The sequence below is a fragment of the Paenibacillus terrae HPL-003 genome, assembly GCF_000235585.1.
Classification (GTDB): domain Bacteria; phylum Bacillota; class Bacilli; order Paenibacillales; family Paenibacillaceae; genus Paenibacillus; species Paenibacillus terrae_B.
The window spans coordinates 246532-261048 of record NC_016641.1 but is presented as its reverse complement, the minus strand read 5'-3'; the positions used below and the strand labels follow the sequence as shown (position 1 = coordinate 261048).

The following is a 14517-nucleotide window of genomic DNA, read 5'->3' as shown; positions in this document are numbered from 1 at the left end:
TCCATCCGCAGGAGGGATCATTGTGCTGACCAGAGAAATGCTTCGTTCAGGGTCAGGGCTACCGGAGCTTTATACCGACCGTGTCCGGTTGCGCCAGCTAAAAGCGGAGGATTACCCGAAGCTGGAACGTATGCTGTCAGATCCATTGGTTATTCGGTATGTGAACCGGATTCGCAAGCCAGTCGATGCGCGGATGCGGCGTTTGGTAGCGCAAATTAAAGTATCTGCTGATTCACTGGATTCCCTGCATTTTGCGGTGGAATGGCACGGGGGAAATACAGGAGCAAACAACGAACCCGGCAAACTCAATAAACTCAATAAACTCAATAAACTACATGAGCTCAGCCACTCGCCGCTGCTCGGTATCGCATCTTTCCAGCAATGGAATGAAAATGCGGGGGAGGCGCAGTTGGGCTATATCCTGGATCGTCCTTTCTGGGGGCAGGGGCTGGCTACAGAGGTCGTGGAAGAAATGCTGAGATTCGGTTTTGGGTCTTTAAAGCTCAGCCGGATCGAAGGTCGTTGCCAAGAGGATAATCAAGCTTCCGTGCGCGTGCTGATCAAAAATAAGATGCGCCTGCTGCGCACCATCCATGCCTATGATCATTCAGGAGAGGTGCCGAGTGTACTGGTGTTCTCGATTACCCAAGGGGATTATGAATAGAAATGGTAGTGGAATATTTTGTTACAGAGATGAAATATAACTGCAAAACAACTCTAACACAGGACGGGTACAATACAGACATGACCCCCTTTTGAATAATATATGTTGCTGGGACCCGAAGCTTCGGGTCCTCTTTTTTTGCCTTGTTTCTATGGTAGCTACTTGCGATTTACAAGTTACTTTTATGATTCATAGGAACGGTTCAGGCTGGTTATCAGCTCGGGAAGCCATTCGGTCAGGGAAAGGAACGAGTACCCATCTGACTGGGCTTTGGTCGTATCCATATACCACGATTGTGTAATACCGAATGGAGACATATGCTCGTCCGCTGTTCTTTCTTGAATTACGGCTTGTTTTCCAGTTACCTGCTCAATGGTGGAAATGAGTTCTCCAATCTTCACAGTACCGTCGGAGCAAGCATTTACGGGTCCTGTCAAATGAGATTGACCAAGCCAAAGCAGAAAATCTGCGGCTTCATCCGAACGGATAAACGAGATGTGCGCTGCCGGATTCGGTATGCCGATTTCGATTCCATCACGAACATGCTCAATATGAAAATGAAGTCTTCTCGTATAATCATCTGTTCCTAATACAATCGGAAAACGAACAGCGGCAACCGGGAACGTAGCTTGTTGCATGAAAACCGCTTCTGCCTGCCGTTTAGCCTCCTGATATGTAAAATTGTCCTGTCTGCCTTTGCGAACCGGGTAAGCATGAGGGTCGAAGACACTCTCGGTCAGCACTTCTGGACTTGGATCGTAGACGGATAAGCTGGAGGTCAGAATATATCGTTCGGCTTTAGCATCTAAAATGCGGCACGCTTCTCTAGCTTCATCTGGAGAAAAGCAAATATTATCGTAGACAATATCCCAAACCTGCTCACCTACCGCCTCAGCCAACGCTTCCGCATCGTTACGATCTGCAATAATCCGTTGGACGCGGTCACCGAACGAATCGCTTGTTTGACCTCTCGTGAGGATCGTAACGTTATTCTCGGAATCTTCCAGCAGACGTTCTACCAGCCTTTTGCCAAAAAAGCGCGTTCCACCTAATACAAGTATCTTTCTCATTTGTTAATCACTCCTTAAGGGATTGGTTTTATTAAGGTAAACGGAATAACGATCTCAAAGGATACGAAACGATGAAAGGATTATTTTAGCATAATAATAGTACAAGAGAGGGTTCCGCATGAAAAAGATAAATCTATTTCAATTTATCATTATTGTGTTTATGATTTTTGGCGGTTATGTCCCTTTGATGGATTACCTGAATCATAAAAGTTTTGGTATCATTCTCCAACACCCCATGAGAGAATGAAAGTAAAGCTAACTCAAAGCTATATTAGGGGTTGACCTTATGTTTTCTTTGGTAAGAAAAATTAATGGATCAACAGACCAAGTAAATGCTACATTAGGTGTAATTAAATATTGGATCCGCTCTGGATTCGAGTATTCAGCCCAATATATGTGCGAACAACTTACCAATATATATTCCAATCGTATCAACGCCTTAATAATAAAAAAACAACTAACCATAAGTTCCTAATTTTTTCAACGCACTTTGTGCTGATGACGCACTGTTAGAATTAATTATTTCATAGTGTGACTAAAAAGGGCTGACGATTAACTCGTCAGCCCTAAATTAATTGTGTTGATTTTAACTGAGATCCTCACCGTTAGATTCAATCACTTTTTTGTACCAATAGAAAGAATCTTTGCGGTATCTTTTGAGTGACCCGTTTCCTTTTTCATCTTTATCAACGTAGATCATACCATATCTTTTCTTCATTTCACCTGTACTCAGACTTACAATATCAATACAACCCCAAGCAGTATAACCAATAAGGTCTACGCCATCCTTAATAGCTTCTTCCATCTGTTGAAAGTGTTGACGCATATATTCGATTCTATATGGGTCATGCACACTTCCATCAGCTTCTAATGTGTCATCTGCTCCCAAACCATTTTCAGTGATAATAATTGGAAGTCGGTATCTGTCATAAAATTCATTTAAGAAGTATCTTAATCCTTTTGGATCAATTTGCCAGCCCCAATCACTTGTGTCGAGATACGGGTTTTTGACTCCAAAAATCAGATTTCCTCCTGTTTTTTCAGCTTCAGGATCAGTACTAATACAGCCTGTGGAGTAGTAGCTGAATGTAAAGAAGTCAACAGTTCCTGATTTAAGGACATCCGCGTCTCCCGATTCCATTGTGATATTAATTCCGTTTTCTTTAAAATAACGTTTCATGTAATAAGGATACTCTCCTTTTACATGTATATCACCAGCGAAGAAGAGTTGTTCCCGTTTTTGTTTTTGTGCAGCGAGCATATCATCCGGGTTTGGCGTATAAGGATAAGAAGTTAAACCTGCAATCATACAACCAACTTGATAGTTACTGTCAATTTCATGTGCAAGGTTTACAGCTTTTGCACTCGCAATAAATTGATGGTGAAGTGCAGTATAACGTCTGCTGATATGTTCCGCTGTTTCATTCGGATATTCCATAGGTCCGAAGCCACCAGCAATAGACATAATTCCCCCGTTAAAATATCCACCTGTTGAAAGTGATAGCGAGTTAATTTCGTTAAATGTGAGCCAATATTTCACAAGCCCTTTGTACTCACGGAATACTGTTTCGCTGTATTTAAGGTAAAAATCAATACATTTTCTGTCTGCCCATCCATCATACTTTATAGCAAGGTTGTAAGGCATTTCATAGTGGGACAACGTGACAAGTGGCTCAATTCCATACTTTTTAAGTTCTTGGAAAACGGAACGGTAAAATTCAATACCTTCTTTATTGGGCTCAGCATCATCACCGTTAGGAAAGATTCTAGTCCAAGCAATGGACATTCTGTAGATCTTGAATCCCATCTCAGCAAACATGGCGATATCTTCTTTATAATGATGGTAGAAATCTACAGCTTCATGTGAAGGATAAATAATTCCTTCTTCAATATTTTCCGTATATTTCCGAATAACTTCTCTTGATCCTTGAGCTATATGGTCTTGTGTAGAGGGACCTTTACCTCCAACATTCCAAGCTCCTTCAACTTGGTTAGCTGCTGTTGCTCCGCCCCACATAAAATCATTAGAAAATGTCATGTAATTACCCTCTTTCATTAAAATTATTAATGTATTATAAATTTGAGTGTTACCACGGCTCAGTTTATCCTACTTTTTTTCTTCAAAACCCCAAATTAATGTGATTAAAAAAGTAGAAATAATGGATAAGGCTATAGCGATAATACCATTGATAATATTGCTTGCGTCAGGACCTGCTAACGCAGGGATTCCAAAGATTCCACCACTTCCAACAAAAGCATATGCGTATACTTTGGTGAGACCTGCATAAATCCCGCCAATAAAATTACCTATAAGGACGGCATATAATGGTTTCCTTAACTTCAACACCACTCCAAACAATGCTGGTTCGGAAACACCGCCGGCCATAGAAGTTACTGCGCAAGAGGCTGAAGTCGATTTGAGCGTTTTTCCTTTCGCTCTTAATGCAATCGCAATACATGCTGCGCCTATACTGAAGTTTGTGATGATACTTCCAATAATTACAAGAGGTTCATACTTCACAGAAGCCATCATTTGAACAAGATAAGGGGCCAATGTTGTATGCATACCTGTTAGTACCAGTAGAGGGAACAGCGAAGCCATAATTGCTACTCCAAGGAACCCGACTTTGTCATACAAAAAGATAATGCCTGTAGTGATATAATCACCTACAATAACACCTAGTGGTCCCACTATACACAATGCGATAGGTGTCATTACAAGTATTACTGCCACTGGAACAAAAAGTGCTTTCAGGCTTGTTGGTGAAATCCTACTAAAGAATCTCTCAACATATGACATTATGAAAACGATCATGATTATTGGAAATACAGTGTTTCCGTATGAAGCCAGGGTTACTGGGATTCCAATAAAACTTAACGCTTCGTTATTAGCTACTTTGGATACAAACGTCGGATCAATTAGGATAGCACCAAATAACATTCCTAAAGGAGCGCTAGTATTAAATTTTCGAGCAGCACTTGCTCCAACAAATACGGGTAAGAAATAGAATGCAGCATTACCTACAAGATTTAATATTGTAAGTGTAGCGCTTTCAGCAGATAAAAGACCCATATTTGTCAACAGCAAAACCAATACCTTTATTAATCCGCCACCAATTAAAATCGGGATTACTGGCGCGATACTCCCAGCAAGTCCATCGAGTATTGCATTCAAGCTAAATTTCTTTTTTGAACGTGTAGTTCCTTTTTCTTCCTGTGAATCGTCTTGAGCATTATCTTGAGTGAAACCTGCTTTTTCAGAGATCGCTTTATAAGCATCACCTACCGTCTGACCAATAACAATTTGGAATTGGTCACCTTGCCACTGCGCTCCTATTACCCCAGAGATTTTTTCAATTTCTTCTTCATTGGCCAAACTCTGATCTTTAAGATTGAATCGTAACCTTGTTACACAATGAGTAGAATAGCTTATATTATCTTTTCCGCCGATATTGGCTAGTACTTGATCAGCAAGCTCATCATAATTCTTTTTAGACATTGTTGCCGCACGCTCCTTATGATCTTCATTAATTCCTGTCAGTAATCAATTGAAAAACTAATGACCATGCCTTTCTCGATTACACAAGCGACTTACATGTAGAATTAGATACAACGACTCTTCTTCGTTAAGTTTCCAATTATGTTGTTCAATGAAATATTGTTTTATTTTATCCACACAATTTGAAAATTCAGAAAATTGTTTTTTTAATTCTTCATAAGTGATCTTATATTCATCTGTTGCTTCTAGTTGTTCCCCTTTTTTAGTCAATAGTGTCTTTAAGTGAGTAACAAATCGTATATAATTGAAATCTTCCGTGTTTATCTCGATTTGGAAATGATCTTCAATTATTCTAATGATGTCATCCATAGTTTGTTCATTGTATTTAGCTTTCTTTGCATTAAAAGCTGATTGAGCATTTATGAAGTGAACAGCTATACTTGAAGCTTCCCCACTAGGCAGTGCAATCTTCATTTCCTTTTCAATTAGTTGAACAGCTGCTTTTCCAATTTCAGTTTCTAGTGGATAAAGCCGTTCCACACTAGATTGTAAGGGGGATTTTATGTTAACTTTTTTTTGTGCCCGTTCAATTGCAAAATTGATGTGATCAGCGAGAGTAAATGTAATATTTGGATTTAGATTATATTCAATCTTATTTTTAGCCAGATCAACTATCCTTGCAGTTAGTTGAAAGATGGATTCAGGAACAAAATTGAATAAGTTTAGATAACGCGGATCAACCCCATAAAATGTCCGATCAATCAAGCTCAAATCATCGAGTTCATATGGCATTGGCTTAAAACCTATACCTTTTCCGAATACCACAAGTTCCTGATTGTTGTTATCAATACATATGGCAACGTTGTTATTAATCTTTTTAACAACTTTCATAGTAAGACTCCTTTAACATTAAACTTGTTGCCTCGACTTTATCTGGTTACTTTTTTTCGTAATGTATGATTTCCGATTCGCTTTTGGTAACAAATTCAGATATATTTTTTATTGATAAATTGTAATTATCTCCATTTGTAATTATCATAGGTGTCGTTAAATCAATTGAATTCTCTTCAATGAAAGGGCGATCAATTTTAACTAAAGGTTCTCCTAGTTCCACTTTTTGATTCTCTTTAACAAGCACATCAAATCCTTGTCCTTTTAAAGAGACCGTATTCATGCCAATGTGAATGAGCACCTCTACACCGTCCGTATTTTTTACAGCAATTGCGTGAGAAGTTTTTGCAATAGTATCAACAATTCCTGAACAAGGAGAGTAAATCACGTCTCCTTCAAAAACAAAAGCTACACCTTCCCCCATCATTCTTTTGGCAAAGACCTTATCACTCACTTCTGATAAATCAATGCACTTACCATCTACAGGCGCCTTTATACTCTTATCTTCATTTTTGGCTTTATTGAACAGTTTAAACATAGTCTCCACCTTCTCAATTGTTGTAATTTCATTTTTTGGTGCTTCTGTGTACTCAGAGAACGCAAAATAACCCCTCAAGGCACACCTAATAAACAGGTAATGCCCCTGAGGGGTTACAATCCTAATATCATAGTACCATAATATCGAAATTTGTCAACTGAGGTCTAATAAGCCTTAAAACTTTGTAAACCGGTCAATTTTTAAAAAAAGAAAGAAGTTGGCACAAAGAAACTCATGATTCTTTTTACAGGACTTATGCACTACTAAGTTGGAATGCCTGTGTCAAATTGCTTGATCCTTTACATGGAATTCTATTCATAAGCTTAGTTTCAGTGACAACTTTTTACTTAAGAATTTTCAAGGTTATACAACAGCATTGATAAAACCTTTATTAATTTCTCTGAAGCATCTATGCTAGCGAAGAAATTAAACCGTAACACGAAAGAGTTATTACACTGGACAGTTCATCAAGGTTATGAACCGAAAGTTTAAAACAGGTGACTGCCTGTTTTTTATTTTTGCTTTAATACCCGGAATGCTGTCTAGCACACATATTAGATTAGAAACAAAAAAGACCCTCTTCTAACGAAGGTCTTTCTTAACAAAAAACTTAATCCATTTCTTTACACTCGAAAAAGCAGATTTGAAGCATATTGACGGAATTATTGATGTATGTACTTTAGGTTACAGAGCCACGTATAGGGAAATTTACTCTAAAGAATACACTGATAGAATTATTCGTGATTTTTATAACTACGATCGCATACTTAAAGAAGTTACAATTGTAAATAAGAACTGGGGAGGGTACTTCGTTGCTATTGAAGATGATAATGTTATAGGTGCAGGAGCAGGTGGAATGCTCGATGAAAAAACACAGAATTATTTGTCCTGTATCTCAAACCTGATAGAAGAGGTGAAGGAATTGGCTCTAAGATATTACATGCTATATCTGAGCAGCAAAAGAATTCAGGGGCAATAAAGCAATATGTATCCGTTCAAAAAGGAAATAAAAAAGGGATTCCTTTTTATGAAGCAAAGGGATTTTCATTTTTACATGAACAAGAAAGCTACGCTAATTCAGATAATGACACATACATATCTTTACGGTACGTTAGAGAACTCTAGCTTATATATTATCTTCAACTATCGGGGGCAGCGTCAAGATTTTTGTGTAAATGAAATAACCTTTTCTTATGTAGATTGGCGTTACTCTTTTGTGGTGAACATGGCTAGCAGTTCTGCACGTGCTTGATCGAAGCCATTATGACAACGGGTAGCAAAACGTTGGTTGTAGCTTTCAAACTGGGAAACCAAGAACTTTTCTAATGCTTCTTCATGGGGGAATTGTTCTTTTCGGTTCGTGTATTTCTTGATTTGCTTGTTAAACGATTCGATCAGATTCGTTGAATACAGGCTTCTCCAGACCGATTTAGGAAAGCTGTAAAACGTAAAGATATAGGGATTTTCTTTCAGCGATTGAACCACTTTGGGGTAGCTGGTTTTCCACTTGTCACAGAAGGTGGTCAGGGCGGTTCTACCTGCTTTTTCATCCTCAGCGCGATACACAGATTTGAAGTCCTCACAGATCTCTGCTCGATCCGTCACACGAACTTTATGGGCGATGTTACGAGATAAATGAACACAGCAGGTCTGGTACTTCGCTTGAGGATAAACCTCCTGGATTGCATTCACAATACCTGTTAGTCCATCCGAGATAAAGAGGAGGATCTGTTCTGTGCCACGCTGTTTGATTTCCTGAAGCAGTTCTTTCCAAATATACGCCGATTCGGTCGGTGCAATAGCGTACGTAAGCACCTCTTTGGAGCCATCTTCACGAATGCCCACGGCAATATAAACGGCTTCCTTGGCTACCGTTTCACGCTTTACGGGGATGTATGTCGCATCGATATAGACGCAGACATAGTGCTTTTCCAAGGGGCGTTTCATAAATGCATCGACATGCTGGGTCATCACTTTGGTCATGTTGGATACCGTTTGAGGCGTATAGTGATGACCATACATTTTCTCGATGAGGTCAGCGATTTCCGTTATGGTGACGCCCTTTTGAAACAGGTGAATGACGAAGGATTCCAAGGTGTCGTTGGAACGTTTATACGGGGCTACAGTCTGCTGTTTAAACTCTCCATTCCGATCCCGAGGCATAGTGAGCTGCAAGTCGCCATACTCGGTATGAAGCGTACGGGTGTACGATCCGTTACGAGAGTTACCTGAATTCACGCCAGCACGGTCATATTTTTCATAATCTATATAAATTGAACTAAAGAAACAACCAGCTAGAACCTGACACAAAGACGGTCAACGATCATCAAAGGTACTTTCATAATCTCTTCCATAAACCGTTGTACGCTGGTACGAATTTCAGCGACCGTGTGGTAAAAGACGTTGTTAATCACATCGGATTTAAGCCATTTCCACAACCCTTCGACTGCATTCAGTTCGGGGCTATAGGGAGGCAAAAATACAAGTTCAAGTCGATCCTTCATCTCGTTTAGGAACGATGCCAGCAGCTTTGCATGGTGAATTCGCGCATTGTCCAGGATCATCGCAATTTTACCTGTCGGATATTCGGTTAACACTTTTTTCAAAAAGATCAAAAATGTTTCGGCTGTATAATACTCATCTTCCTGCCATACGATCCTGCCTGTCACATAGTCGACGGTAGCCAGCAGTTTGACACCCCGATGTTTACCTGTAGTTTGAATGATACGCTGCTTGCCACGAAGAAACCACGTTTTTTGAATGGCTTGGTAATCGCGAATCATGGATTCGTCTTCAAATAATACATGGTCGATTTTTGCCGTCATGTATCTTTTTTTAAATTTGGAAACGTGACTTCCGAAAAAATTCGTTGCTTTTTTTCGTCCGCCGCTGCCAAGGTATAGGTTGGCTGGTATAACTTAGCCCTTGACGATGCATCATTTTAGAGATACCCCGAAGCGAATACGTCTGACCAAACTCCCTTTTGATGAAGGCTGCAATGATCTCCAGTGTCCAATTGTGACGCGCGGTAAAGCCTACATCATGTGGAACGGAGTCCACGATCGTTTGTTTTAACTTTTCCAGTTGTTCTTTCGTTAATCGGACAGGTGCTCCTGGCGAATGATTCATTTGCAGTCCGGAAAGCCCGCGTGTGTCATATGCTTGAATGTACCCTTTTACGGTTTTGGGGCTTCGGTTAATGATATGAGCAATTTGCTCGACTTCTGTTCCTTGTAGATACAAATACAGCGTCTGATAGCGTTCAAACATCCGACGATCTTTTGCTTGCTTCATCGCGGTTTGGATCTCTTGAAATGATGCTGAATGTTCCATGCGATTCCCCTGCCTGTCTAAAGTTGTTACTTTATTACTTCGACATGCAGTAGCGAATTCCTTACCATAGTTTTCTAATCTTTAGTTCAACTTATATAGAAATGCCGTAAGCTCGGTTTCGAGCAGATGATTCATGGCAGACTCTAAATGGCTGCGAAATACTTCCGTAATATCCTGTTTTATGACTAGAGCCTGAACTAAATCTGTTGTAAAATGATTCATAGGGAAGACCTCTCTCTGAATTGTTGTGTGGTAACTCAATTCTACTAGAAAAGGTCTTCCTTTTTCTATTTACACAATATATTTTACGCTCTCTAAATTCGGTCGTCTGTCCAAAAAAACATGGAGTTTTATCTAGGATGTGTCTGAAAACTAAATAACATGGTAAGATTTGAGAAAAACGAATGGAGCGTCAAGATGATTCAAAGACGGTACGAAATAAGCGATGAACAGTGGGATCAAATTAAGGGCATGTTTCCACCCTACAAAACAGGACGTCCGTCAAAATTAAGTGAACGAACCATGTTTAACGCTTTTCTATGGATCGCTCGAAGTGGTGCTGCCTGGCGTGATCTACCGGAGGAACGCTATGGTTCATGGAAAACGGTCTACAGTCGCTTTTGCAAGTGGCGAGATACCGGACTGCTTGTCACTATCTTCCAATCTCTCCAGATCGAACCTGACTTTGAAAACTTGAGCATTGATTCTACATCGGTCAAAGCCCATCAACATAGTGCCGGTGCTAAAAAAACGTTGAAGGACACGAAGTGAATCAACACATCGGCGTCAGTCGTGGCGGAAAGACAACCAAACTTCACACGGTCGTCGATGGATTAGGAAATCCCCTCGCTTTTCTTCTGACGGGTGGTCAAGTCTATGATTCTGTTCCAGCGATCGATTTACTTCAGAAGCTTGATATTACAGGAAGTCATATTCTTGGCGACAAAGCCTATGGCTCACAAGCGATTCGGAATTGGATTACAGCTAAGCAGGCATCCTACACCATCCCGCCTAAAGCGAATAGTCAAAACCCTTGGAAAGTCGATTGGTATCGTTACAAAGAACGCCACTTAGTGGAGTGCTTTTTCAATAAAATCAAACACTTTCGCCGTGTGGCTACTCGTTACGACAAGTTGGCCAAGTCATTCTTGGCGTTTGTATACGTAGCTGCCATTTTCAAATTGACTCAATGAAGAGTTTTCAGACACGACCTAATCCTTCCAGTTATCCCTATAGAATTTTTCTACTCTGTCTCATCGAATTGCATTAAATCTGATATGTCCTTAATGTCTAAAGCGATGGCGATCCTTGTTAGCATTGCTAAATTCACTTCTTCCCGAGCATTTCTGCATAATTCCGATATTGCAGCTTGCCGGACATTTGCCATTTTTGCTAATTGTAACTGAGTGATGCCTCTTTCTTTCATAACGTCTTTAAGTTTTATGATCAGTTCCATCTTAGATTTATCTCCTAACTTGAAATATGAAAATAAGATATTTACATTATACGCATGAGCGGTTAATATTGTCTTATATACAATAACCGCTTAAACGTATAATTAGTCGTTTTAACAAGGGGATATGAATCATATCCTTGGCTTTACTATTGCCATTTTACCAAAAAGAATCGGGGGAAATACATATGACTACACTAGGAAACAAACTCAACAAACAACACATTCTGGACATTGTTCGCATGGAAGCAGTTTGGCCGCAAGAAGTGGGAAGCGATGACCAAGAGATACATTATTATCACATCATCGATGCTTTGAACCGTAAATGGCAAACGATTGGCTATAATGTCTCAGACGCTATTGAAGTGTTTGAGAAAGGAAAGACTAATGTGTGGACACGAATCATAGAGCCAGCCCCGTTTAACCCCAAATTGACAACGAACGATCTCATTCAAATGTTTCATATCAGTCCCGAAGATGAGTACATCCGTAACGCTATGCAAATCATACTGAACTCGGTTGAAAGGCGCAATGAATTCATTGCCCGTTCTATTTATATTAACGAACAAGACACTTTTAATCTACTCTGCAATATGAAAGGTGAGTATCTTCGGCAGCATCAGCTTACAGACGAGGAATTTACGGAGTTGTATGCCGCAAATCCTGTTGAAGCATTATCTGTATATTTTCTGGAGTCCGTAGACATTCATCTGTATTGGGAGTGGGCAGGGGCAGGAGGTACGCGTGAGAAGGCCATTCAATATAAACAGGAGGCACCTGAAATGACTTTGATTCAAGCGGTTGAGAGGGCTGAGGACGAAGTCGACTGCTATGTATCCGGTTATTAACTGTTTTACAAAGGAGGAGTGTGTATGTACAGAACAGGAAGATTAATTAACGGCAAACTGTTTCTAAAGACACTTACAGGCGATTGGATCAGCCTACAGATGCTTATTGAGATTCGAATTTTATAGAGGTCTAAAAAATGGTTTAATCTTTTTAAATAACTGTGAGTTAATGAACATAAAAAAACGAAGTAAGTTATGCGAGGTGGTTGGCAGCAGAGCGGAGGATTTGAATCTGGAGAAGTGCAAGCGTTCGCCTCTGCAATGGGATTCTATCCTTGATAGGGGTTATACAATCCTGAGAATCCCGTTGCAACAGCGATCGTAAGATCAAATTATTCTCTTAGCGGTGGATCACCATCGAAGGCTGTTACTCCACAAGTAGCTTCAGAAAGTTGGCTGGCACCGTAAATTGCTGATTATTAATGATAATCTTCCGAATCTCTTCCATAGAGTCTTCTTCAGCTCTGGCGTCTTTAATCTCCTTGATTTCACGATGCAGCCGTTCCATTTGGAGATCGAGCGCATTGGCTGAATCTGCCGCATTTTTTAATTCGCGTGTCAGGCTTTCGGGAACGGACTGGTTGTATTTATAAAAGATTTTATGCTCCAGACTGGCCCAGAAATCCATCGCAATCGTTCGAATCTGTACCTCCACGCAGACCAACTCCTGACAGTCTGACATGAATACAGGAACCTGGATCAGCAGATGCAGACTTTGGTAGCCATTTGGTTTGGGATTTTTGATGTAATCCTTGATTTCCAGCACCTTCAAGTCATTCTGTCTCTGAAGCATGTTGCTAACATCATAGATGTCAGAAATAAAAGAGCAGGTAATGCGCAGTCCCGCGATATCTTTAATATGATCCTTGACGGCAGCAAGGGAAAACTCGCTTTTTTTACGAAGCATTTTGTTCATGATGCTCTCAGGGGATTTTAGACGCGATTTGGTGTGCTCAATAGGGCTATAATCGTGCAACGCCTGAAATTCCTGCTTTAATATTTCAATCTTGGTTTCCATCTCGTCGAGCGCAAATTTATAGATCAGCATAAAACGCGTGATATCATGTTTCAGCTTTTTAATCTTGTCCATCGGGTCTTCCAGATACATATGTAATTCTCCTCACACATAGATGTCGTAAAATATAAATAATATTAAAAATAATAGAATCGTATGGTTTAAGGCGGGTGGTAGCGGAACGAAGGATTTGTATCTGGAGAAGCACTAGCGTTCGCCTGAAGGCTTTCCGAAGAAAGCTACTTCGGAAAGCATAAACCTAACGGGACTCTTATCTTATAATATACAATTCCCAAGAATCCCATTGCAACAGCGACCGTAAGATCAAATCATTTGCAGAGCGGCGATTCCCGCCTAAACAAATTTTAAAGCGGCACCGCAATTTTACGTTTTTGTTTAAAATAAACCCATTCGCGGAAGCCAATATCCTTCAACATCGCCTTCACTTCGTCCCAATCATCGCCTACTCGAGCAGGTTTATGGGCATCTGAACCAAAAGTGACCTCTACGCCAAAATGATGCGCTCTTTCTAAAATAGGAACGGACGGGTACCAACCGCCACTGAGCTTGGTTTTACCTGAAGTGTTAATTTCAATCGCTACACCGGATTCTGCAATCACTTTCAAGGTTTCATCAATCGCTTCATCGGCAGGAATATCTGAGAAAGCAGGGAAATTCCCCTTCATGGCGTCGATATGACCCAAAATCTGAAACATACCACTCCGCGCAGATTCCTGAATGAGCGAATAGTAAGCTTGCTTGACTTCAATTTTGCGAGCATCACTTACTTCGTTCCAACGGTTACGGTTAAAAATGCTGTCTCCCTCAACATTGTGGATCGACCCAATAAGGTAGTCGAACGGATAAGGGGCCAGGGTGGAACGGTACAGTTCTGCAAAATCAGGGAAATAATCCGTTTCTAATCCGAGCAGCACGTCAATACGGCCTTCGTATTCCTTCTGTAGCTGCTGTACCTCTTCTACATACTCGGCAAGCTGCGATTTCGCCATATAAATTTTTGGAAAAGCCTGATCCTGCTCGCTGCATAAGTAGGGGGAATGGTCCGAAATACCAATAGCCTGTAAACCGGACTGAATGCCAGCTTCGATATAATCCCGAATATTACCGTCTGCATGACCGCAGCGGAAATGATGGGTGTGCAGATCAAATTTCATAGGATGTCGTCCTTTCGTAATCAAGGTTTGT

Annotated in this window: 13 protein-coding genes and 3 pseudogenes; 5 read left to right on the top strand and 11 right to left on the bottom strand. The window is 40.4% G+C overall.

Annotation, left to right across the window (positions count from 1 at the left end):
- The first annotated feature begins 22 nt into the window (after nucleotides 1–22).
- Nucleotides 23–664 carry a GNAT family N-acetyltransferase gene (locus tag HPL003_RS01250; protein WP_014277819.1) on the top strand — a complete coding sequence of 214 codons (642 nt, stop codon included), beginning with the start codon at nucleotides 23–25 and terminating at the stop codon, nucleotides 662–664.
- A 182-nt stretch (nucleotides 665–846) separates the two neighbouring features.
- On the opposite strand, the gene HPL003_RS01245 is transcribed toward HPL003_RS01250, so the two are convergent.
- The 5 genes from HPL003_RS01245 to HPL003_RS01225 all read right to left on the bottom strand — a co-directional run bounded on the left by HPL003_RS01245 (nucleotide 847) and on the right by HPL003_RS01225 (nucleotide 6662).
- A complete protein-coding gene (locus HPL003_RS01245; RefSeq protein WP_014277818.1) occupies nucleotides 847–1734 on the bottom strand; it encodes an NAD-dependent epimerase/dehydratase family protein in 888 nt (295 codons plus the stop codon).
- 586 nt (nucleotides 1735–2320) lie between these two features.
- Nucleotides 2321–3772 (bottom strand): glycoside hydrolase family 1 protein, encoded by a 1452-nt coding sequence (locus HPL003_RS01240; protein WP_014277816.1) that lies wholly within the window; start codon nucleotides 3770–3772, stop codon nucleotides 2321–2323.
- Between the two features lie 69 nt (nucleotides 3773–3841).
- Nucleotides 3842–5233: a PTS transporter subunit EIIC gene (locus HPL003_RS01235; protein WP_014277815.1), complete on the bottom strand. Its 1392-nt coding sequence runs from the start codon at nucleotides 5231–5233 to the stop codon at nucleotides 3842–3844.
- Nucleotides 5234–5290: 57 nt separating this feature from the next.
- On the bottom strand, nucleotides 5291–6124 hold the full coding sequence (locus HPL003_RS01230) for a PRD domain-containing protein (RefSeq protein WP_014277814.1): 834 nt from the start codon (nucleotides 6122–6124) through the stop codon (nucleotides 5291–5293).
- A 46-nt stretch (nucleotides 6125–6170) separates the two neighbouring features.
- Nucleotides 6171–6662, bottom strand: coding sequence for a PTS sugar transporter subunit IIA (locus tag HPL003_RS01225; protein ID WP_014277813.1), 492 nt, complete (start codon nucleotides 6660–6662; stop codon nucleotides 6171–6173).
- 643 nt (nucleotides 6663–7305) lie between these two features.
- Here HPL003_RS01225 and HPL003_RS30300 point away from each other — a divergent pair.
- Both HPL003_RS30300 and HPL003_RS30295 read left to right on the top strand, forming a co-directional pair.
- On the top strand, nucleotides 7306–7641 hold the full coding sequence (locus tag HPL003_RS30300) for a hypothetical protein (RefSeq protein WP_014277812.1): 336 nt from the start codon (nucleotides 7306–7308) through the stop codon (nucleotides 7639–7641).
- The gene (locus tag HPL003_RS30295) at nucleotides 7551–7787 is read left to right on the top strand and encodes a GNAT family N-acetyltransferase (RefSeq protein ID WP_337998899.1); all 237 of its coding nucleotides are present in this window, start codon (nucleotides 7551–7553) and stop codon (nucleotides 7785–7787) included. The genes HPL003_RS30300 and HPL003_RS30295 overlap by 91 nt, the downstream gene beginning before the upstream one ends.
- A gap of 81 nt (nucleotides 7788–7868) precedes the next feature.
- Here the strand turns inward: HPL003_RS30295 and HPL003_RS01215 are convergent.
- From HPL003_RS01215 to HPL003_RS28295, 3 pseudogenes are all read right to left on the bottom strand, one after another.
- Nucleotides 7869–8933, bottom strand: a pseudogene (locus tag HPL003_RS01215) (IS256 family transposase); the annotation flags it as partial.
- A gap of 23 nt (nucleotides 8934–8956) precedes the next feature.
- Nucleotides 8957–9995: pseudogene (locus tag HPL003_RS27200) on the bottom strand (IS630 family transposase).
- 96 nt (nucleotides 9996–10091) lie between these two features.
- Nucleotides 10092–10217: pseudogene (locus HPL003_RS28295) on the bottom strand (IS256 family transposase); the annotation flags it as partial.
- A gap of 195 nt (nucleotides 10218–10412) precedes the next feature.
- Between HPL003_RS28295 and HPL003_RS27195 the strand changes: the two are divergent.
- A protein-coding gene (locus HPL003_RS27195; RefSeq protein ID WP_167321403.1) for an IS5 family transposase occupies nucleotides 10413–11188 on the top strand; the annotation gives its coding sequence in 2 pieces (ribosomal slippage) (nucleotides 10413–10740 and nucleotides 10740–11188; 777 coding nt in all).
- Nucleotides 11189–11238: 50 nt separating this feature from the next.
- On the opposite strand, the gene HPL003_RS01185 is transcribed toward HPL003_RS27195, so the two are convergent.
- Nucleotides 11239–11451 carry a helix-turn-helix domain-containing protein gene (locus HPL003_RS01185; RefSeq protein ID WP_014277805.1) on the bottom strand — a complete coding sequence of 71 codons (213 nt, stop codon included), beginning with the start codon at nucleotides 11449–11451 and terminating at the stop codon, nucleotides 11239–11241.
- 185 nt (nucleotides 11452–11636) lie between these two features.
- Here HPL003_RS01185 and HPL003_RS29380 point away from each other — a divergent pair, with 185 nt between their 5' ends.
- On the top strand, nucleotides 11637–12296 hold the full coding sequence (locus tag HPL003_RS29380; RefSeq protein WP_014277804.1) for a hypothetical protein: 660 nt from the start codon (nucleotides 11637–11639) through the stop codon (nucleotides 12294–12296).
- A gap of 367 nt (nucleotides 12297–12663) precedes the next feature.
- On the opposite strand, the gene HPL003_RS01175 is transcribed toward HPL003_RS29380, so the two are convergent.
- Both HPL003_RS01175 and HPL003_RS01170 read right to left on the bottom strand, forming a co-directional pair.
- Nucleotides 12664–13404: a GTP pyrophosphokinase gene (locus HPL003_RS01175; protein WP_014277802.1), complete on the bottom strand. Its 741-nt coding sequence runs from the start codon at nucleotides 13402–13404 to the stop codon at nucleotides 12664–12666.
- 272 nt (nucleotides 13405–13676) lie between these two features.
- A complete protein-coding gene (locus tag HPL003_RS01170) occupies nucleotides 13677–14486 on the bottom strand; it encodes a histidinol-phosphatase (protein ID WP_014277801.1) in 810 nt (269 codons plus the stop codon).
- Nucleotides 14487–14517 lie beyond the last annotated feature (31 nt).

Bases quoted from the DNA above. Each gene is read 5' to 3' on its own strand.
- HPL003_RS01245 (WP_014277818.1), bottom strand. From the start codon at position 1,734: ATGAGAAAGATACTTGTATTAGGTGGAACGCGCTTTTTTGGCAAAAGG.
- HPL003_RS01240 (WP_014277816.1), bottom strand. From the start codon at position 3,772: ATGACATTTTCTAATGATTTTATGTGGGGCGGAGCAACAGCAGCTAAC.
- HPL003_RS01235 (WP_014277815.1), bottom strand. From the start codon at position 5,233: ATGTCTAAAAAGAATTATGATGAGCTTGCTGATCAAGTACTAGCCAAT.
- HPL003_RS01230 (WP_014277814.1), bottom strand. From the start codon at position 6,124: ATGAAAGTTGTTAAAAAGATTAATAACAACGTTGCCATATGTATTGAT.
- HPL003_RS01225 (WP_014277813.1), bottom strand. From the start codon at position 6,662: ATGTTTAAACTGTTCAATAAAGCCAAAAATGAAGATAAGAGTATAAAG.
- HPL003_RS01185 (WP_014277805.1), bottom strand. From the start codon at position 11,451: ATGGAACTGATCATAAAACTTAAAGACGTTATGAAAGAAAGAGGCATC.
- HPL003_RS29380 (WP_014277804.1), top strand. From the start codon at position 11,637: ATGACTACACTAGGAAACAAACTCAACAAACAACACATTCTGGACATT.
- HPL003_RS01175 (WP_014277802.1), bottom strand. From the start codon at position 13,404: ATGTATCTGGAAGACCCGATGGACAAGATTAAAAAGCTGAAACATGAT.
- HPL003_RS01170 (WP_014277801.1), bottom strand. From the start codon at position 14,486: ATGAAATTTGATCTGCACACCCATCATTTCCGCTGCGGTCATGCAGAC.